Here is a 20,818-nt window from a genome sequence, read left to right as displayed (position 1 = left end):
AATGGATACTAAATTAATTGAGTATATAATCAAGATAGCCGATGAAGGCTCCATAACAAAAGCGGCTGAGAAGCTTTTCATCACTCAGTCAGCATTATCGCAGCAGCTTCAGAAGCTGGAGAAGGAAGTCGGGACTCCCCTTTTTGTCAGAAGCAAAGCTGCCTGGGCACCAACCCCTGAAGGTCAGATATACTTGGATAATGCAAGGGAAATGCTTAGGATCAAGCAAAAGACCTACACCATCATTGCCGATATGGTTAATAAGCACAATGGCTATCTCTCCGTAGGTATGACTCCGGGAAGAGGCTTCGATATGTTTTCCTATGTTTATCCCATATTCCATGATAAGTATCCTGAATTCACCGTGGAACCTCGTGAATTAAGTGTTAAACAGCAGCAGGATGCCGTTCATAAGGGAGAACTGGACATAGGCTTCGTTACTCTGACAGACGCGCAAAAGACCGCTGACGAATATATCGATCTTTTCAAGGAAGAAATATATCTCGCCTTACCTGCGGATTATCCACTCAGTAAAGAATATCTTCAGTCAGATGACAAGTATCCTACGGTTCCGCTTACTGCTTTACAATATGAGCCCTTTGTTATGATGTACAAAGAATCCACCATCCGTAAGATGGTGGATCAGATATTCCGTGATGCAGGTTTCGCTCCTACCGTCCTTTTCGAAACGTCAAGTAATATGACTATTCTTTCGATGATAAAAGCACGACTTGCCTGCGGCCTCCTGCCTTATCATTATGTGAAACAGAAGCCTGATGGTATATTGTTCTGCAGACTTCCCTTCAGGCCAACCTGGAAAGTATGCGTGACTTATCAGAAGAATGCTTACCTTAGCAAGGCCGCAAAGGATTTCATCGATCTGGTAACGGAGTTCTGGACGAAGGAATAAACGCCATAAAACTTAAGCCGGAGCGCATCCATTTTATAATGATACGCTCCGGCTTAAATTTTACCTGGATTTTCTACAACTCCGGCAGACAGCAGATATCATTTTAGCTATTTTCAAAACCGCTTACGATTTTTTATCTTGCCACTTCGTAATAGCGGATACGAAGGCCTTCCTCCACTCTCATTCCTTCTCCGATAAACTGGTTAGTATGAAGATATGCTGCAAGCTTTTTAGAGTCTGTAATGAATTTAGGAGTGCTGATCCATGGCTTTGGTCTCTCGCCATTGGTGAACCAGGCATTGTTTTCAAGATAGATATGACAGTCATTTCCATCAGCATCTTTCCCTGTAAGCATATATCTTGCTGACATATGTCTTACCCCTGCCTGATTAGTAACCTGAGTATCTACACCGCAGGGCTCAATGATTCCGTTAAAGATATCACTCTTGACCGTGCCTCCAAAAGGTATCATCTTAACATGGCCTATTTCACTGTCAAGCTCCACGATTTTATCAGGGAATGTTTCAACCATTAGCTCCATTACAAGTTTGCCTTTTTCCATTTTTTCCTCTCTTTCTATATTTATTTTTTTACTTCGAACTACATTTACCCGGCTATTTTACTCCCAAACTTAAGCCAAAGTAAAAGTCACGAAACTACTGCATCAATTATTTTTTCTTATACCAAAGGCATGGGCTCAATTTCGCCCATGCCTTCTTTTCTATTAATCTTTTATTTCCGAAAGCTCTTCCGATGTTGTTTCCCAGATTTCGTACAGCTCTTCCAGTCTCGCATCGTTCTTCTCGTGCTCCTTGTGGAGTTCCATGAGTTTTCCTACATCCGCTGCGATATCCGGATTCTGGTATTCATCATCCAGCACCTGATTTCTTGCTTCAAGCTTCTGTATCTCATCCTCTGTAGATTTGAGTGTTCTCTCAAGTCTCTGAAGATTCTTTTTGAGCTCCTTCTGCTGAAGCCAGTCTGTTTTCTGCCCGGATTCCTGAACGGTCACAGGCTGAACCGGGACTGCACCCTTATTGTCGGCATTGTCAGTTCCTGCAGCTCCGTATCTTCTCACATCCTCTTTCTTTTCGAGGTAGTAGTCATAGTTTCCGATGTAATTGTCAAAGCGGTTCTCAAAAAGCTCCAGTATACGGCTTGAAGTTTTGTTTATGAAATATCGGTCGTGGGATACGTACAGTACGGTTCCCTCATAATTGTTTATGGCATCCTCAAGAACTTCTCTGCCCTGGATATCAAGGTGGTTTGTAGGCTCGTCAAGAATGAGGAAATTGGCATTACTCAGCATAAGCTTTGCAAGTGACACACGTCCCTGTTCTCCACCGCTGAGATCTCCTATACGCTTATATACGTCATCTCCGCGGAACAGAAATGCCGCAAGCACATTACGCACCTTTGTGTTATTGAGATAAGGATACTCATCCTGAATCTCATCAAAGATAGTCTTATCCATATGGAGTACTGCATGCTCCTGATCATAATATCCGATCTCAACATTAGTGCCCAGCTTAAAGGAGCCTGTATCTGCATCCACCTGCTGATTTAAAATCTTCAGAAGCGTTGTCTTTCCGGTTCCGTTGGCGCCGATCACAGCCACATGTTCCCCACGCTTTATCTCAAAAGAAATATTTGAGAACAATGTCTTATCATCAAATGCCTTGCTTAGATCCTTCACGGAAAGAACATCATTTCCTGACTGAACGCTTGGTGTAAGGGCAAGCCTCATCTCATTATCAAGCTCTTCAGGCTTATCAAGAAGTTCTACCTTGGCCAATGCCTTCTCCCTGGACTCTGCTCTCTTTATGGACTTTTCTCTGTTGAACTGTTTAAGCTTATCTATAACCGCCTGCTGGTGCTGTATCTCCTGTTGCTGATTGAGGTAAGCCTTAAGCTCAGCATCACGGATCTGCTTTTTCTTAACGGCATACTCTGAATAATTTCCCTTATACATGCGGGCTTTTCCGTTATCCAGGTCAATGATCTTGGTCACTACGTGATCAAGGAAATATCTGTCGTGGGATACCAGAAGTACGGCTCCGTCATAACGCTTAAGTACTTTTTCCAGCCACTGGATGGATTCGATATCCAGATGGTTTGTGGGCTCATCCAGGATAAGAAGATCCGGCTTATCCTGAAGTATCTCTTCCAGTCTTTTTCTGGTTTTCTGACCACCGGATAGAGTATCGAAATCATCAACGCCGGTTTCGATGTCGGCATGCTGCTGAGCCAGATAACCTATCTTTTTGTCTTTTGAAAAGGCAATGACAGTTTCGGAATCGTCAGGTTCCTCCACTCCCAATATACAACGAATAAGCGTCGTCTTGCCGGAACCGTTGATTCCGACAATCGCCGCTTTTTCTTTATCCTCAAGATGGAAGGTTACGCCTTTGAGGATCTGTTTTCCTACATAAGTTTTATTTAAATTTGCAACATTCAGTATCATAGCTCAGTTAGTATATCCGAAAGTTTGAAATGGTGCAAGGGGGTCCGAGCCGGAGGGTAGCCATTGTAATGCGAGTCGCTGCAGCGGAAAAATCTATAAGAGCCCCCCTAAGAACCACTAGGCCCTCGTCAATGTCAGATATTTTCTTTATGAAAAATCTGACTTGGCGAGGGAGCTAAGGAAAAAGGAACCAAGTGGTTCTAAGGGGGTCTCTTATGATTTTTCTCGTCGCAGCTCAACGCATTACAATGGCTGCCCTCCGGCTCGGACCTTCAAATGCCACTACTTTACTTGTTTTGCGGAACGCCTTTCATGGAAAGGGATATCTTTTTACGATCTTTGTCAACGGAAAGGACTTTTACGTTTACGATGTCTCCAACCTTCACTACGTCAAGGGGGTGCTTGACGAATTTGTCGGCGATCTGGGAGATGTGTACGAGGCCGTCCTGATGAACTCCGATATCTACGAAGGCACCGAAGTCGATGACGTTACGGACTGTTCCGGCAAGTACCATTCCGGGAGTGAGGTCATCGAAATCAAGGACATCGGATCTTAATACAGGAGCAGGTACATCCTCACGGGGATCACGACCAGGCTTGGCAAGTTCCTTTACTATATCCTGAAGGGTATATTCTCCGACGCTCATCTTCTTTGCAAGCTCCGGTATAGATGCCTTTGCCTCTTTGAGTTTTTTCTCAATGTCTCTGGTATTACCGTTCTTAACGTCTTCGGCGGTAAATCCCAAAAGCTTCAAAAGTTCTTTGGCTGCTTCGTAACTTTCCGGATGAACCGAAGTCATATCCAGAACATCTTCACCGTCACGGATGCGGAGGAAACCGGCACACTGCTCATAGGCTTTTGGTCCAAGCTTGGGAACCTTCAGAAGATCTTTTCTGGAAGTGAAAGCACCGTTCTCTTCACGATATGCAACGATATTCTTTGCGATATTCTTGTTTACACCTGAAACATACTCAAGGAGTGAGAATGAAGCTGTATTGACATCTACACCTACCTTGTTTACACAGTCTTCCACAACGTTTCCGAGCTGCTCTCCAAGCTTTGACTGGTTCATATCGTGCTGATACTGGCCGACACCGATGGACTTGGGATCGATCTTAACAAGCTCTGCCAGAGGATCCTGTAAACGTCTCGCCATGGAGGTTGCGGATCTCTGTCCAACGTCAAAATTCGGGAACTCTTCCGTAGCAAGCTTTGATGCGGAATAAACTGAAGCTCCGGCTTCGTTTACGATTACATATTTCACAGGCAGCTTACTCTTCTTTATGAAATCAGCTATGATCTGCTCTGATTCTCTGGAAGCTGTTCCGTTTCCCAGAGATATGATATCAACATTATACTTTCGGATAAGTCCTTCGATAACGTGCATAGCCTCAGCCACCTTATTCTGAGGTGCTGTAGGGAATATAACTGTTGTATCAAGAACCTTTCCGGTGGGATCAACAACAGAAATCTTACAGCCGGTTCTGAAAGCAGGATCCCATCCAAGAACAGTCTTTCCGATTATAGGCGGCTGCATGAGAAGCTGACCCAGATTCTCGCCAAATACCTTTATGGCTCCGTCTTCAGCCTTTTCTGTAAGATCATTTCGTATCTCTGTCTCAATTGACGGACTTATCAGTCTCTTATATGCATCTATTGCTGTCTCTTCAAGATAAGGTGTTGTTTCCTTATTCCTTCCGGCACCTATATGGCGCTTCATGAAACTGATTATCTCCTCCTCGGGAGCCTCGATCTTAACTGTAAGGATCTTTTCACTTTCTCCTCTGTTAAGAGCAAGGATACGATGGCCCGGAATCTTTTTAATGGGTTCCTGATAATCATAATAGTTGTCATATACTGTTTTCTCTTCAGCCTGAGCCTTGGTCTTTGCGGAAGACACTATGAGACCTTCGGCATAGGTCTTTTTACGTATCCACTCTCTGAGACTTGCACTGTCTGCCAATGTCTCCGCGATGATATCTTCTGCACCTGCAATTGCAGTCTTGGCATCCGGAACTTCCTTTTCTTCGTTCACATACTTAAGAGCTTCCTCTGTAACAGGAACAGTTGATCTTCCTGAGAAAATAAATACAGCCAGAGGCTCAAGACCTCTTTCCTTAGCGATCATAGCTCTGGTGCGGCGCTTCGGTTTATAAGGACGATAGATATCCTCCAGTTTTACCGCGGTCTCAGCTTCGTCGATCTGCTTTCTGAGTTCGTCAGTAAGTTTACCCTGCTCTTCTATGGAAGCAAGAATAGTATTCTTTCTGTCCTCCAGGTTACGGAGATATTTTAAACGCTCATCAAAAGTACGGAGAACATCATCGTGCATTGCACCCGTTGCTTCCTTACGATAACGGGCTATGAAAGGGATGGTATTCCCCTCATCTATAAGTTTGATCACAGCTTCAGTCTGTGTCTTTTTGATTCCCAGTTCTTTGGTAATGATTTCAACAATATCCATATAAATCTCCATTCCGCCGTCTTTGTTCGGCGGTACAAATAGTGATGAAAACTATTTTTCACACTAAATTCCTCTAAAAGCTTTTTAAAAAATCCCGATTATTATATCATGATAGCAGGCACAAAATAAACTAATCCTTTCCTAAAACCGGCAATGATTCTGCATGAAAATTTAACAGGTCAGCTAAGTTAAAGGGATTACAAACCTCATGCCCCTGCTAAACTGTTTTATGGAAAATATCAGATAAAGGAGATAACCTATGGATACTATCGATATAAAAGAACGCCGTTTTGCACCTGCCATTGAAGCTATAAATGATCTTCTGAGTGATGAAGAATATATGGATGAAGAAGTAATACTTATCGCCATAGACGGCCGATCAGGCAGCGGAAAAACACGACTTGCTGCTTTCCTTGCCGAAAAATATGATGCCAATGTCTTTCACATGGATGATTTTTTCCTGCAGGAATCACAGCGTACACCGGAACGTATGGCCGAAATCGGTGGCAATGTAGATTACGAAAGATTCCGTGAAGAAGTCCTTATTCCCTTATGGTACGGCGATGATGTGGTCTACCGTCCGTTTAACTGTAAAACCATGGTTATCGAAAAAGAAAAGGAACAGGTCATTAAACATAAACGCATCAACATCATAGAAGGTTCCTACAGCCTGCATCCCTACTTTGGAGAACCCTATCAGTTAAAAATCTTCTGCGACATAGATCCTGAGAACCAGATAGCCAACATTACTGCCCGTATAAGCGATGATCCCGAAATGCTTTCAAAATTCAAAGATATCTGGATTCCAAAAGAAAACGAATATTTCGAGAAAAACAAAACATCCGAAAACTCCGACGTCTATATAGACTGGAATGATTGAAATTAACAAGTGATGCGCAAAGTGTATTGTTTCCTACACCAAGCGCATCACTATTTTATTGTTTTCAATCACTGTTTATCTGGAAGTTGCCTGCAATTAAATAGCTGTAAACTTAGTAAAACTCTACCTACTAAGATCAGAATTATGTGACAGCAATATAACCAATCAACTGTATCGAAAATGATCATGAATAAAGCTTCTGTTCTACCAACTTATATATGCGTCTGTAATATCTCGCCCTGTGGCGCTGTCTCTCTATCTCCCTGTCAATCTGATAAAAAAGATAAACACTCCCAAGGCTTATCCCATATCCAAGATATCGAACTTCCCTAAACTCACAAAGAGATGCTATAAGGCCCAGCACTAATAAAAATCCAACTACAAACTGAAATGTTCTGATATTGATCCTCATGTCATGATCCCCCTTATGTCTTTGAAAACCTCAGCCAATCAGTACCCTTACTGAAGGCCTTCAATCTGCAAAACCCGATGCCATCCCTCTGACAACATACACAGTATAACACTGTACAAACGTTTTGTAAACAGCCGTTCTCAAAATATTTGTTTCGTGAATACCTGTTCCGCAAATCATTGTTTGTTTTTTACTACAAGAAAATAATAACCAATCACCTAAACAAAAAAATGTACATAGAAATTCCACCGGGGACGGTTTTCGCCGGCGAGAACCGTCCCCGGTGCGTATGGGCTATCGTAACGTGAAGAAAATGCAAGGGATGTCTGCCTAGGCTTGCGAGTTGAAAGAACAACAGGCTTTATATGTACGTCGCAGATGCACGTCAGTGCAGCTGAGGCGAACATATAAAGCCTGTTGTTCTTTCAATCTCGTGGGCCGGCGGACATCCCTTGCATTTTCTGTACCATTTCAACGCCGTGGGCCGTCACGCATCCCTTGCATTTTCTGTACCATTTCAAAATCCCCCCGGAAGCCATAACTTCCGGAGGGCCATATAGTAAATTCAGATTGTTATTAATCAACATCCTTCTTGAGGATTCCAAGAAGTGCACATGTTACTGCAGAACCTGCAAGCCATGCAACGATATACATTACAGGGTTACCAACAGTTGCGAAAACGAAGATTCCGCCGTGAGGAGCTCTGAGTGTGCATCCGAAGAGAGCTGAAAGAAGTCCTGCTACACCGGCGCCTGCCATAGTTGCAGGGATAACATGTCCCGGATCAGCAGCTGCAAATGGGATAGCACCCTCTGTGATGAAAGAAGCACCCATGATGATATTTGTGATCCATGATGACTTCTCTGCTGCTGTAAACTTCTTAGGGAAAAGCTTACAAGCAAGAGCGATACCTACAGGAGGAACCATACCGCCGGCCATAACTGCTGCCATAGAGATAAATGCTGCACTCTCAAGTGAAGGATCAACAGCTGCCTGAGCAAGCATACCTGAACCGAAAACGTAAGCTGCCTTGTTGATTGGGCCACCCATATCGATAGCCATCATAGCACCGAGGAGAAGACCAAGGAGCCATATCTGTCCGCTTGCGTAGATACCGTTAAGAGCTGCAGAAAGTGCTGTATTGATGAAGCCTATGATCGGGTTGAAGATGAAGCACATCAGCACACCTACGATAAAGATACCGCAAAGTGGATAGATGAGGATCGGACGGATACCTGCAAGTGACTCAGGAAGCTTCTCTGTAGATTTCTTAAGCCAGTTAACAACATAACCTGAAAGGAAACCGATTACGATACCGCCAAGGAAACCAGATACAGTATTTACACCGTCTGCTGAGAATGCAAACTTGGAAATAAACTGACCAAAAGCACCTGTGTTGCTGCCGAGACTTGTCCAGGTATCCACAAATCCCGAGAGAGCTGCATTACCGGAAGCTGCAAGCATACCGCCGGTGAAACCAACTGCGAGACCCGGACGATCAGCGATTGAGTATGCAATGTAACCTGAAAGAACAGGAATCATGAGGCCCATAGCCTGTCCGCCAACGTACTTAAGGAATGCTGCAAGAGGTGTGGCTGAACCGAAGCTTCCGCCTGCACTTGCGCCGTAACCTGCAAGGGTATCAACCAGGAATGCTATAGCAACCAGGATACCTCCGCCGATAACGAATGGAAGCATATGTGAAACACCGCTCATAAGGTGTGTATAAGCCTGGTGTCCCATACTGCCCTGAGCCTTGTCCGACTCCTTGCTCTCAGATGCACCTGAGCCTGTGAATACAGGAACTGTTCCGCTCATAGCCTTTTCGATAAGCTCCTTTGGCTTATTGATTCCTTCGGCAACTCTTGCCTCAAGAACCTGCTTGCCTGAGAAACGATCTACAGGAACCTTGGCATCAGCTGCGATGATAACAGCCTTGGCAGCCTTAATCTCGTCAGCAGTGATAATGTTTTTAGCTCCACCGCTTCCACGGGTCTCAACCTTTATCTTAACGCCCATTTCCTTTGCGGCCTTCTCAAGAGCCTCAGCTGCCATATAAGTATGAGCAATACCTGTAGGACATGAAGTAACCGCAAGAATCTCGTAGCCGTCGCTCGGTGCAGCTGCAGAAGCCTTGGCAGCCTCCTCTGCATCCTTTGCATCCTCTGCCTTCTCAATGATATTGAGGAACTCCTCAGGGCTCTTTGCAGCACGAAGATCGCTTACAAATTTCTCGTCCATAAGTAAAGTAGAAAGACGTGAAAGAACATCGAGATGAACATTATCCTTTGTATTTGGTGCGGCAATAAGGAAAATCAGATTAACGGGATTTCCGTCAAGGGCATCATATTCAACTCCCTCAGGAAGAACCATTGCAGCAAGTCCCGGCTCCTTAACAGAATCAGACTTGCAGTGAGGAATAGCGATTCCTTCGCCGATTCCGGTTGTTGACTCCTCTTCACGTGCGAAAACGCCCTTCTTGTAAACCTCTTTGTCTGTGAGGTTTCCGCGCTTCTCCATAAGGTCAACCATCTTCTCGATGGCATTTGTCTTGCTTGATGCTATTCCGTTAAGATCAATGCATGACGGGGACAATAAATCTCTTACTCTCATTTTTACACTCCTTCTCCTTCAACTTATATATGACTCTTTGTTGAATTGCTTTAATAACTCTCTTACTTCTTCCTTGGTTGCCAGATTGTCGGAAAAAGCAGAAGCACTTCCGGTGCAGACACCCATATAGAATGCCTCTTCATAGTTTCCGCTGTGGAGATATCCGGCCAGGAATCCGGCAACCATTGAATCTCCTGCTCCAACGGAATTTTTAACTTTGCCCTTTGGCGGGTTGCTCTGGTAGATCTCGCCTGTTTCGGTAACGAGAACTGCGCCCTCTCCCGCCATGGAAATAAGAACATTTCTTGCTCCCATCTCCTGTATCTTCTTAGCATAAGGAATGACTTCTTCCTTCTTGCTGAGAGTTACTCCAAATATCTCACCAAGCTCATGATTGTTGGGTTTGATGAGGAACGGATGGTACTTAAGAACATTCACCAGAAGATCTCTCGTTGCATCAACAACTATCTTCAGGTTCTTTTCCTTTAAATAATCCATGATATCGCTGTACATTGACTCCGGCATTACCGAAGGAATGCTTCCGGCGAGTACCAGGATGTCTCCCTCTGTAAGCTTATCCAGCTGCTTGTAAAGCTTGTCGATCTCATCCTTTCCGATGGCCGGTCCCATACCGTTTATCTCCGATTCTTCGTTGCTCCGGAGCTTTACATTGATTCTGGAAATACCGCTTGCCACTTCGATGAAATCCGACTTGACATTTTTAACTGCCAGAAGTCTTTCGATCTCACGACCGGTAAAGCCTGCCATAAATCCCAGAGCCATACTCTCAAGTCCCAGATTCTGAAGAACCATGGAAACATTGATGCCCTTGCCGCCCGGGAACATTAACTCGGTGTTGGTCCGGTTGGTCATTCCAACCTTGAAGTCCTCTACCGAAACTATGTAGTCCAAAGACGGATTAAAAGTTACCGTATAGATCACTGCTCATACCTCCATAACATTCTTTTTATCTTTATATTTTTTTGTTGCATGATCGGTTATTACCGTTGCACTTTCAAAGGCTCCGAAGGTGATGGATGCCACATTGTCAAATTTGCTCTTGTCGCATAGAACATAAGATGTTCTGCACTGTCTCATGGCAGCCCTCTTGACCATCGCCTCTTTCAGTTCCGGAGTTGTAAAACCTTTTTCAATGCTTACGCCATTGGCTCCGAAAAAACCTTTGGTAAAGTTGTACTTAAGAAGTGACTCAATGGCTTCTTCGCCAACGATAGCTTCAGTCAGATTCTTGAACTCTCCTCCTAAGATAGAGACTCTGAATCCATTTGCCGAAAGCTGCATAGCAAGCGGAAGTGAATTCGTCACATAAATGCTGTTCCGGTTAGTAAGATAGGGAAGCATCCTTGCGGTAGTTGTACCTGCGTCAATGTAGACGAAATCATTGTCGGTTATAAGTGATGCGGCATAGGCTCCGATCTGTTGCTTGGCGTCAACATTAAGCTCCATTCTGTTGCTAACGCTGTCGTCATGTATAAATAGCGAGCCTTTAAGACTGGTTGCACCTCCACGAACGCGTTTCAAAAGTCCGTCTTTGTCAAGCTGCGACAGATCTCTTTTGATGGTCGATTCTGACACGTTCAATTGTTCCATCAGTTCAGCTATAGTGGCTGTTCCTGCCGAATCCACCACGGAAAGAATCCTCACAAATCTTTCCTCGGCCAGCATTTTTTCACCTCCATTCTTATCTGAAAACCCGTAAATCTTCATATATTCTATATGGATTTCAGGTTATCCAACTCTATACTGTTTGGTTGATTTTCGTTCAACTTCGTTCAACTGAGGTTATTATAAATCATGCGTTCAGTCACATTCAATTATTTTCGTTCAGTTCCGCTAACGAAAAATTGTACGTGTTTTTGTGCAATTTGACGAATAATTAACAAAGTTAATTTAAAGGGGGTTTGTACATTCTCATTTTTTTTGCATCGAAAAAGGAGGGGCGTTTGCCCCTCCTCACATGAATTATATTTAACTAATATATTTTGATATACAGACAGTTGACTGACGGAGCATAATATCAACGCTCGTCGATTCTGCCATGTCCGTACCCGACTGAATTAATTTTCAGTCCGGAAGTCCCTGCATATATTTGTCCATATCTTCTGCAATCTGCTTTGATACATTTACGGCTGCAACTACTGTCTTAGCACCGGTAACAACATCACCTGAAGCAAATACTCCAGGCATGGTTGTCTCACCGTTCTCATCTGTCTGAAGAGTTCCCTTGTCATTGAGCTTAAGCTCATGGTCTCTTGAAACCAGTTTGTCCTTCGGAACCTGGGAAACTGAGATGATAACGAAATCGCAGGGAACCTTAACTGCCTGATCCTCATGTACGGTGCCCTTGCCTTCCTCATCATAGGTAACAGGAGCCATAACTATGCCGTCATCCTTTATCTCAAGCGGTGACTGGCAATACTCAAATTTAACGCCGTCAAGCTTTGCGTACTCAACCTCCTTGGGGGATGCAGAAGCTGTATCTCTCCTAACATAAACAGTAACATTTCTTGCGCCCTTACGGATAGCTGTACGGGCTGCGTCCATGGCTGCATTACCGGCACCGATGATGGCAACAGTCTCTCCGATGTAGTAAACATCAGGATTGTTGAGATAATTGATAGCGTAGGCTACATTACCAAAGGACTCACCGGGGATACGAAGGTGCTTGGGACGCCATGCACCGGTTCCGATAAATACTGACTTGTATCCGTCTGCGAAGAGATCCTTTATGCTGGTGGAACCGCCGATATTGAAATTAGGACGGACAAGGATTCCAAGCTCATGAAGTCTTTTAGCATATCTGTCAAGAACAGTTCTCGGAAGACGGAACTCAGGAATGCCGTATCTCATGATACCGCCAAGCTTCTCGCGTCCTTCGAAGATAGTGATCTTATAACCCTTCTGTGCCAGAAGTACTGCGATGGTGATTCCGGCAGGACCTCCACCGATAACTGCAACCTTCTTGCCGTTGTAGGGCTTCTTCTCAAGCTTGATACGCTCGAAGCAGGAGTCTGAAATATAGTTCTCTATAGCGGAGATATGAACCGGAGTTTCCTTGATTCCGCGGACGCAGTGACCCTCACACTGTTTCTCATGATCGCATACCAGTGAACATACGATTGAAAGCGGATTGTTATTGAAAAGCATTACCGCTGCGTCCATCATCTGCTCATTCTTGAAAAGTCTGATCATCTCAGGAATATTTGTGTTGATAGGGCAACCGGTACGACAACGCGGGTTCTTGCACTGAAGGCAACGCTTAGCTTCGTCTAAAACATGTACAGCCATAAATATCTCCTCCCTTTACATTAAACGTTAAATATTTTCTACTTTTTCATGTTCGCTAATAACCTTAAACACAAAGGGAGTCATAGTCAACAAAAGTTAATTTATTGACATTGATTTTAGGTTTAAATACAAGGTAGTCCAAGCAGGCGGCAGAGTAGATGATGATCTATTCATATTTGAAGTAAATCTGTGATGAATCAAAATCAGACTAGAATAAGCCGGCAGGCATTCATTTTGAAAAGAGACACCGTGGCGAAAAAATCACATCTTAACCCCTAAAAGGCTCTGGGTTTTCTATTTTAGTCTGCAAATTTGAACCAGATTATTGATTATAAAATTATGAATCATTCTGATAAACTCGACGTATGACTCCACAGAGGATATCTTGAAATGAGGTCAACAATATCTAGCTCCGAGTTTGACTCTTATAAGTTATTACCGGGTTTGAAGTCAAAAACATTACCATCTGGGCTTGACCCATATCAGTCGTTACTGGATTTGAAGTCAAAAATATTAAGGTCCGAGCTTGACCCATATCGGATATTATCGGATGTCAACTACCACGCGCCTAAAGGTACGTGGCTTGCGACTCCCCTGTAGTTCGTTGCAATAACTCCTACATTTTGTCGGTGTAACTTCCGTGGGGTCGCATCATGGGACGGTTGACACCGCCCCTTACGACAAAGATTTACTCTGCAGTAACTGTATCAGGTACTTGACTATCTTCGAGATAGTTTATTCCCATGCGGTACAGATTCATAGCTCCAATGCGGTCATCGTTAGATTTATAGCCACAGTTCTTACAAGTAAACAGATGCATCTTCTTATCACGATTGGCTTTTTCAACGTGTCCACATACAGGACAGCACTGGCTCGTATAACGAGGGTCAACCTTAATAACAGTAGACTGATTCTGTTTAGCCTTATAGATAAGTTTCTGTTCAAGGTCATAGAAGGACCATGATACAGAAACATAGCGGTCTTTAGTCCTGACACGTTCTGTGGCATTACGGACACCTGACAAATCTTCAAGAACAAAGAGCGAATGCTTCGGATTGGATTCAACGAGTGCCTTTGATACCTGGTGGTTAACATCCTGCATCCAACGGTTTTCTCGCTGACCGATAGCTTTGAGTCTACGTCTTGATGATGGAGTCTGACGCATTTGGAGTTCTTTACGAAGTTTAGAATAGTGAGCGCGTTTCTGCTTAATGGACTTTCCACTTACAAAGTTTGACTTGTGCTTACTATCATAAGTGGCAACAACAAAGTTGATACCTCTATCAATACCTACAACGTTACAGATATCGGAGATATTACTTTCTTCGATATCATAAGTAACAGGGATATGTAAAAAATATTTTCCGTGCTTATTTACGAGCTTGGCAGTTCCAAACTTATAGATGTCGTGGTCAAAGTATTTTGTCATGCCTTCAGCGAAATAGGGCAACTTAACACGTCCATTCAGCGTGTTTACTGAAAAGCAGTTTTGCGTAAGAGAATAATCTCTGTTCCATACAAGGTCATACTGTGGCTTTTTGAAGGATGGCCGAATCCACTCTTTCTGATTTTCGAGGATGGTCTTGTATCTTGCGATGACGGTCTTAAACACAGACTGAGCCATCTGAGATTTGAGTCCAAACTTCTCTCGGAGTGTAGAATACAGAACCTTGTTAAGTGAAAGCTGTTTTAAGTCATGAGTACGGAACACATATTCAGATACAAAATTACAGGCATCAGAATAAACAGACATGGTTTTATCAAGTAGAACCTTATTGTCTGCACTAACGGATATCTGAATTTTAGCCGTGACTGTCATCTGTTCCATAATGTACCTCATTGTTATTTCACTAAATATATGATATAATAATTATTAGTGAAAGTCAATTGTTTGCAAAGAGATTTCAATGACTCAAATTAAGTACTATGGCGTAGATACAGGAATTCCTATATCTCAGAAACATGTACTACGAGTAAAAGAAAATAATGGACGGTATTCTGCAGTTGTTATGGATATGCATTCTCTTACAGTAGAGCGCAGTGATTGGTGTGCCAGCATTCAAGACTTGAATAACTTTATGCATAAGTACGACATTACTCTTGTCGTGGAATAGGTCATGGATAACAGATACAATCGCCATAACAGGCGTAAGTATAGTCTTAAAGTGCATATAGTTCTTGTGTTATTGGAAACATAAGATATTTTGGTCAGATGGATATTTTGCTTGCAGTATTGGCGAAGTATCATCAGCCACTATACAAAAGTACATAGAAAGCCAGGGTTAATGGCTACGAATTTACAAGGCTCCTCCCACCGCCCAAGGGCAGTGGGTTTCCGCCCACGAAACCGAAAGGATATTATTTATGAAATCAAGACCGGAGCTCGATATTTTTGACTTATGAAGAAAAACTCTTGTCCTGCTAATCTTTTGTGCAATAAATAATCCCTTGGTTCTTTGAGAATCCGGCGAAGTGAAAGTCGTATCCTTCCCGACTTATTTTTTTAAGTCTGTTTATCTTCTCTGCTGTCAATCTTTCTCCCGGAACTACTATCGGAATTCCGGGTGGATAGCAATAAACATATTCCGCTGAAATTCTGTCCTCGGCATCGGTAAAAGCAACTTCTTCAGCTTCTGCTTCAGTTGCCTCCTGAAGGGTTGTGACCTGTTCGGAAGCAATAAGCCAGCAGATAGAAATATCCTCGTTGGAACCCGTCATCAAGCCAGCAGATAGATCTTCTTGAGAATCCTTCAATATGCAGGTAGAATGGTTTACTTCAGGATTTTTCTGCCTGAAATCGTCTTCTTCCCTATCCAGTTCTTTTAATGCTTCCGCAAGTCGAATAAGGGCAGCTTCTTCGTCGCCGGGGCCGGTCATGGCGAGGAGGTTTTTACCTTGCTGCATTTCGAATTCAAAATGATACTTCTCTCGTAAAAGTTCTGTAAGGCTGTCTCCGGAAAAATGTGTGTTACTGAAATTGATGAGTGTCTTGCTCTTATCAAAAGAAAAGAAATCATGATTGTTCAAGCAGTCATCTCCGTGACAAAGGACTTTGAAATACCGTAATCCTTTTATTCCTTCATCAAAAGCGGCGAGCATGTGTGACCATCCTGAGAAAACTTCTTCGCCTTTTTCAAGGATCATTTCCGTGCAGGCATCCAGAGACAGCATCAGGATGTAGGAAGGTGACGAGGTTTCGAAAATGTCTAGGTTTCTTTCGATAGTCTTTGGATTTATAAGCTCACTTTTCAGATGGAGTAATGCTGTCTGGTTAAGTCCTATGAGTGTTTTATGAGCCGACTGGACCACCAGATCTGCGCCGCACTTTATTGAGCTGTCCGGAAAACCTGCTGACTCCACAAGTCCCAAATGAGCTCCGTGGGCTTCGTCCACGAAAAGGGGTACTCCGTGGCTGTGACAGATTTCTGCTATGGCTTTGATGTCCGACACTACACCCTCGTAGGTCGGGCTTGTAATGACTACACCGCGGCTTTCGGGGTACTTTTCCAATAGCTCTCTTACCGAATCCGGAGATATGTCGGTAAGTATTCCGAATTTCTCATCGAATCCGGGATATACCCAGTGTGGTGTGATATTTCTAAGCTCTAATGCATGAAAAACCGATCTATGGCAATTTCTCGCCACGATCAGTTCTCCGTTCAAAGGGCAGATACTGCTTATCCCCGCAAGGTTTCCGCAGGTGCTGCCGTTAACCATATACCAGGTTCTGTCTGCACCGAAAACCCGGGCTGTCCGCTCCATGGATGCTTTCAATATCCCCTCCGGGTGATGAAGATCATCGGTTCCGGATACTTCGGTCATATCAAAAGAAATCGGATTTCTTATGAAATCCACATTCCTCTTATGCCCCGGCATATGAAAGGGATACAACCCCTTTTCAAGATAATGACTTAAATCCTTATACAGATTCTGTCTCTTCTCCATTCTTCTGCTCCTGCATCATCTCAGCCTCAGCAATCTTCAGCATAAGTGCACATTCCATACGCTTACGGAACAGCTTGCAGCCGTACTCATATACGCCCTTAATGTCTCCTGTTGCGTGAAGAGCATTTGCAGAGCATCCGCCTGCGCAGTACATTCTTGCCCAGCATTTTCCGCACTCGGGGCGTGAATAAACATTGCACTCCTTAAATGCATTTACAAGATCCTGACGATCTACGCCGTCGAAGACATTACCGAGCTTGTACTCAGGATCGTTTACAAACTGGTGGCATGGATAAAGGTCGCCCCAGGCAGTTACTGCCATGTACTCTGTTCCTGAACCGCAGCCGGATACTCTCTTGTAGATACATGGGCCGTGCTCAAGGTCTATCATGTAGTGGTAGAATGTTATAGGCTTGCCATCCTTCTCTCTGCGGATCATGTCCTTGGCAAGGAGCTCGTACTGCTCATAAAGTACCGGAAGATCTTCTTCTGTAAGCGCGCTTGGACTTGAAGGATCCGTAACTACAGGTTCCATTGAAAGTTCTGTAAAGCCAAGATCATCTGCCATGTGGAATATATCATTGGTGAAATCGGTATTGAAGTGAGAGAAGGTGCCTCTCATGTAGTAGTTCTTATCGCCTCTTGCCTTAACAAACTTCTGGAAGTTCGGCACGATGCGGTCATAGGAGCCCTTGCCTGCGAGGTTCACGCGGAATCTGTCATTAACCTCCTTGCGGCCGTCGAGAGAAAGAACCACGTTGTAGCACTCCTTGTTGGCCCACTCGATAACTTCGTCAGTAACATTGACACCGTTGGTTGTGAGAGTGAAACGGAAATTCTTGTTGTGCTGCTTCTCGATGGATCTCGCATACTCAACAGTCTTCTTGCAGACTTCGAAGTTCACAAGAGGCTCTCCACCGAAAAAGTCTACCTCAAGATTACGGCGTCTTCCGGAATTCTCAACCAGAAAATCAATTGCCCTCTTAGCTGTCTCAAAACTCATGAGACCTTCATCACCCTTGAACTTTCCCTGGGAAGCGAAGCAGTAGCTGCAGTTAAGGTTACAGGTATGAGCCACGAGAAGACAAAGAGCTTTTACAACCGTTGTCTGCTTTTTCAAATAGCCGGCAGCCTTTTCATAAACATCCTCAGTGAAAAGCTTACCGTTGTCCTTTAACTCCCGAATATCTGAAAAAGTATCATCGATGTCTTCCTCGGAAGCCTCCTGATGCATTGCCTTGAGCGAAGTTTTTGCTTCATCCTCGGACTTTCCCTCATCCAACAGCCTGATGGCATCATATGCAAGATCGTCGGTCACATGTACGCTTGCGCTGTAAATATCAAGGACAATGTTGTAACCGTTCATTTTATACTGGTGAATCATTTATTTCTAAATCTCCTGTCAATACTGTATTTGGAACATTATTATCTGATATTCATTATCAGATTGGTATGGTTCATTCATCATAAGACTACAATCACCGGCGTACTCAATGCATTGCATTGTCAGAATCTGCAAGTGTTCAGTTTGCAAATGCTATTAACCCGGCTTTATACAGAAAAAGAGCCGGGGCTTAAATCGCCCCGGCTTTGCGGATCTGAAAATCAAGCGTTCTCGTTCTCGCACTGCTGGTTAGCAATACCGCAGCTTGTCTTGCAAGCTGACTGGCAGGATGTCTGGCACTCACCGCATCCGCCCTTCTCTTCTGATCTCTTCATGTCTCTGGTATCTAATGTCATGATATGCTTCATATTAACACCTCTTTCTTAAGTGATTACTTATAATAAAGTATATAGAAAAATATTACTAGTCAAACTACACCTTTGTCAAGAAAAACACATTCCATCAATGTATTATTTCATGAAAAACGGTTCTGCGCCGTTGGTGGCCTTTGATGCGACAGGTGCCTTGGCTGAAAGAAGTGCCACACTTCTGCCATGTGAATGTGCCTTGCAAACCTCCATGATTTCAGGGAATACATCGTCCATAGAGCCGGTATGATAAACAACAAGAACATAATCAAGGTGTCCGTTTCTAATCATATCTCTGAGGTAAACCTTTATGATATCATCATTTTTCTCGCAGAATTCTGTAAGAGAAGACTTAAGCTCTTCCGTAACCTCATCCTCACGGACATCCTTGAAGGTTACATCCTCATCTTCATTGACCTTCTCACCTTCAAGACCAAAAGCCTTTCCGTTCACTTTTGTAAGAAGCCCCTGAATAACTGCACGGCCGATGATAAAGTCGTCTGTCATAGGATTGATTACAAATCCAAAGATTCTCGGATCTCCAACCGCTTTGTTTGCAGCTTCCTCAAAGGTATGTGTAACAGTCTTTATTTTCCTGCCTTCCTTGTTCCACTCTTTGATCTTCTGCTTGCTTGTAAAAAGCATGTAGAAGGGCTGACCGTCCTTGCCAGCTATAACTCCGTAAAGAATCTTTCTTTCCTTTGCGGGCTCATCTGTGATCATTACCGGCATAAGGAACTGTGCTGTGCCGTTTAAAAGAAGCTCTGTAACTTTCTCATTTGCTTCCTTATCTGCGCCCTTTGATTCCTTGATCCTGGTGATAGCCTCAACGAACTCTTCATTGGCTCTCTCTGTATAATCTGCCATATATAAAACCTCCTGGTTCAGGCGAATACCTACATCCTGTACACTGCATTCGCTTATTCTTTTCTTAAAGATACCGAGGTATTTTACCATAGTTTGACTTTGCTGTCGATAAGGGATTATTCTGCAAAGAGAAACCCGCAAGTGGTCATTCATAGCAATTCAGCCGGGACATAAATAGGGCAGTTCCCGGCTGAACTTAAATTGTTATTCAGTCTCTTAAAAAAAGCCGGCTGCAGGCCTCTCGACCGCAAACGGCTTTTCATTGCTTTATAAAATTAGAACTTTTCAACTTCCGGAGCTGCTGTAAATGAACAGTAGGTTGCTGTTGCATCCTTGAGGTAGAGCACCTCTGTGTTGTCATCATCAGCGGAATACATACCCTGAAGTGAGGGATATGCATCAAGCATTGCCTGCTTTGCCTCACGTCTGTCATCAGAAACAAGCTCGCCAGCTATTCTAAGCCAGGTGCCATCCTTGAAGGCGCAAAGCTCAACCTTTGGATTTTTGTGAATCTGCTTTGAAACATCCTTCTTCTTTCCTGTCTGGATGTACAGCTTTCCATCGAAAATGTTTGCTGTCCCGAAGGGTCTTACTCTGGGCTGATCTCCCTCAACTGTTGCAAGATAATAGGTTCCTGCTTCCTTTAAAAACTTTTCTGCTCTCTGCATATTTTTTCCTTTCTGTCAGTCACGTTTTTCCGCAACATACTTTTTCACATTTGAACAAAGAACTCTCAGCTGGTCAGTCAGCCTAAAGTCTTTGTTCATTTATTTACTTTATTATACAACTCTTTGGCAGCAAAAAAGCTACGGAATATAGAATTTTCCTTAATCCCGTTGCTTTTCATTTTTTATCCTGACTGCATTAAATCAATCACATACAGCTTCTTCATCTTATACCTGAATTATTCACGGAGGTATAAGTTCACTCAATTTAGCCTCTGCGGATAATTTTAAAAACAACCTTAAAAGAATCAACAGTTATCTACCGAAAAAAGGGCGCAAAAATCCCGTAATCGTTGGAAAGAAATCCTTTTAAGCTGTCAAAGTTCCACTAAGTTGCTATTCCAACTCAACTTGAAGTTGCCTGATGTTTGAAAGTGTCTCAATGAACTCTTCCTGATATGGACAACTGCTACAGAGTTTGAATACCATGTATCTTGCTGATCGAACTACTTTTGCAGCTATTTTGATCAGCTTCA

General features: G+C 43.5%; 17 protein-coding genes and 1 pseudogene. 3 read left to right on the top strand and 15 right to left on the bottom strand.

Translation table 11 applies throughout. From position 1 onward, the window contains the following. Position 1 precedes the first annotated feature (1 nt). Positions 2-910 carry a LysR family transcriptional regulator gene (locus tag G625_RS0116555; RefSeq protein WP_029201982.1) on the top strand — a complete coding sequence of 303 codons (909 nt, stop codon included), beginning with the start codon at positions 2-4 and terminating at the stop codon, positions 908-910. Between the two features lie 133 nt (positions 911-1,043). On the opposite strand, the gene G625_RS0116550 is transcribed toward G625_RS0116555, so the two are convergent. From G625_RS0116550 to G625_RS0116540, 3 genes are all read right to left on the bottom strand, one after another. Then, positions 1,044-1,472, bottom strand: coding sequence for a DUF3237 family protein (locus tag G625_RS0116550; protein WP_044933340.1), 429 nt, complete (start codon positions 1,470-1,472; stop codon positions 1,044-1,046). A gap of 162 nt (positions 1,473-1,634) precedes the next feature. Beyond that, complete coding sequence (locus G625_RS0116545; RefSeq protein WP_029201980.1) at positions 1,635-3,374, bottom strand: ABC-F family ATP-binding cassette domain-containing protein; 1,740 nt, start codon at positions 3,372-3,374, stop codon at positions 1,635-1,637. Between the two features lie 287 nt (positions 3,375-3,661). After that, the gene (locus G625_RS0116540; RefSeq protein WP_029201979.1) at positions 3,662-5,839 is read right to left on the bottom strand and encodes a Tex family protein; all 2,178 of its coding nucleotides are present in this window, start codon (positions 5,837-5,839) and stop codon (positions 3,662-3,664) included. A 259-nt stretch (positions 5,840-6,098) separates the two neighbouring features. Between G625_RS0116540 and G625_RS0116535 the strand changes: the two genes are divergently transcribed. Continuing rightward, positions 6,099-6,719 (top strand): uridine kinase family protein, encoded by a 621-nt coding sequence (locus tag G625_RS0116535; protein ID WP_044933338.1) that lies wholly within the window; start codon positions 6,099-6,101, stop codon positions 6,717-6,719. 184 nt (positions 6,720-6,903) lie between these two features. On the opposite strand, the gene G625_RS0116530 is transcribed toward G625_RS0116535, so the two are convergent. The 6 genes from G625_RS0116530 to G625_RS0116500 all read right to left on the bottom strand — a co-directional run bounded on the left by G625_RS0116530 (position 6,904) and on the right by G625_RS0116500 (position 14,881). Next, positions 6,904-7,131, bottom strand: coding sequence for a hypothetical protein (locus G625_RS0116530; protein ID WP_029201977.1), 228 nt, complete (start codon positions 7,129-7,131; stop codon positions 6,904-6,906). 576 nt (positions 7,132-7,707) lie between these two features. Then, positions 7,708-9,744, bottom strand: coding sequence for a PTS fructose transporter subunit IIABC (locus G625_RS0116520; protein WP_029201976.1), 2,037 nt, complete (start codon positions 9,742-9,744; stop codon positions 7,708-7,710). Positions 9,745-9,762: 18 nt separating this feature from the next. Further along, complete coding sequence (pfkB, locus tag G625_RS0116515; RefSeq protein WP_029201975.1) at positions 9,763-10,686, bottom strand: 1-phosphofructokinase; 924 nt, start codon at positions 10,684-10,686, stop codon at positions 9,763-9,765. A 3-nt stretch (positions 10,687-10,689) separates the two neighbouring features. After that, positions 10,690-11,430 carry a DeoR/GlpR family DNA-binding transcription regulator gene (locus G625_RS0116510; RefSeq protein ID WP_029201974.1) on the bottom strand — a complete coding sequence of 247 codons (741 nt, stop codon included), beginning with the start codon at positions 11,428-11,430 and terminating at the stop codon, positions 10,690-10,692. A gap of 399 nt (positions 11,431-11,829) precedes the next feature. After that, positions 11,830-13,053, bottom strand: coding sequence for an NAD(P)-dependent oxidoreductase (locus tag G625_RS0116505; RefSeq protein WP_029201973.1), 1,224 nt, complete (start codon positions 13,051-13,053; stop codon positions 11,830-11,832). Positions 13,054-13,741: 688 nt separating this feature from the next. Next, positions 13,742-14,881 (bottom strand): RNA-guided endonuclease TnpB family protein, encoded by a 1,140-nt coding sequence (locus tag G625_RS0116500; RefSeq protein WP_029201972.1) that lies wholly within the window; start codon positions 14,879-14,881, stop codon positions 13,742-13,744. Positions 14,882-15,237: 356 nt separating this feature from the next. Here G625_RS0116500 and G625_RS23545 point away from each other — a divergent pair. After that, positions 15,238-15,339: pseudogene (locus tag G625_RS23545) on the top strand (transposase); the annotation flags it as partial. A 135-nt stretch (positions 15,340-15,474) separates the two neighbouring features. Here the strand turns inward: G625_RS23545 and G625_RS20600 are convergent. The 6 genes from G625_RS20600 to G625_RS20590 all read right to left on the bottom strand — a co-directional run. Beyond that, positions 15,475-16,998 (bottom strand): aminotransferase class I/II-fold pyridoxal phosphate-dependent enzyme, encoded by a 1,524-nt coding sequence (locus G625_RS20600; protein ID WP_049895978.1) that lies wholly within the window; start codon positions 16,996-16,998, stop codon positions 15,475-15,477. Next, on the bottom strand, positions 16,973-18,382 hold the full coding sequence (gene scfB, locus G625_RS20595) for a thioether cross-link-forming SCIFF peptide maturase (RefSeq protein ID WP_044933336.1): 1,410 nt from the start codon (positions 18,380-18,382) through the stop codon (positions 16,973-16,975). The genes G625_RS20600 and scfB overlap by 26 nt, the downstream gene beginning before the upstream one ends. Positions 18,383-18,603: 221 nt before the next feature. Beyond that, positions 18,604-18,750: a six-cysteine ranthipeptide SCIFF gene (gene scfA, locus G625_RS22145; protein WP_081828078.1), complete on the bottom strand. Its 147-nt coding sequence runs from the start codon at positions 18,748-18,750 to the stop codon at positions 18,604-18,606. A 102-nt stretch (positions 18,751-18,852) separates the two neighbouring features. After that, positions 18,853-19,617: an enhanced serine sensitivity protein SseB C-terminal domain-containing protein gene (locus G625_RS0116475; protein ID WP_029201970.1), complete on the bottom strand. Its 765-nt coding sequence runs from the start codon at positions 19,615-19,617 to the stop codon at positions 18,853-18,855. A 275-nt stretch (positions 19,618-19,892) separates the two neighbouring features. Beyond that, positions 19,893-20,285 (bottom strand): pyridoxamine 5'-phosphate oxidase family protein, encoded by a 393-nt coding sequence (locus G625_RS0116470; RefSeq protein WP_029201969.1) that lies wholly within the window; start codon positions 20,283-20,285, stop codon positions 19,893-19,895. 393 nt (positions 20,286-20,678) lie between these two features. Continuing rightward, positions 20,679-20,818 (bottom strand): transposase (locus G625_RS20590; RefSeq protein ID WP_044933332.1); only part of this gene is annotated, 140 nt, incomplete at its 5' end.

Origin of the sequence: Oribacterium sp. NK2B42 (genome assembly GCF_000424445.1) — a bacterium.
GTDB lineage: Bacteria > Bacillota > Clostridia > Lachnospirales > Lachnospiraceae > Oribacterium.
Note: the sequence above shows the minus strand (reverse complement) of the source record. Positions and strands in the feature narration are given on the sequence as shown.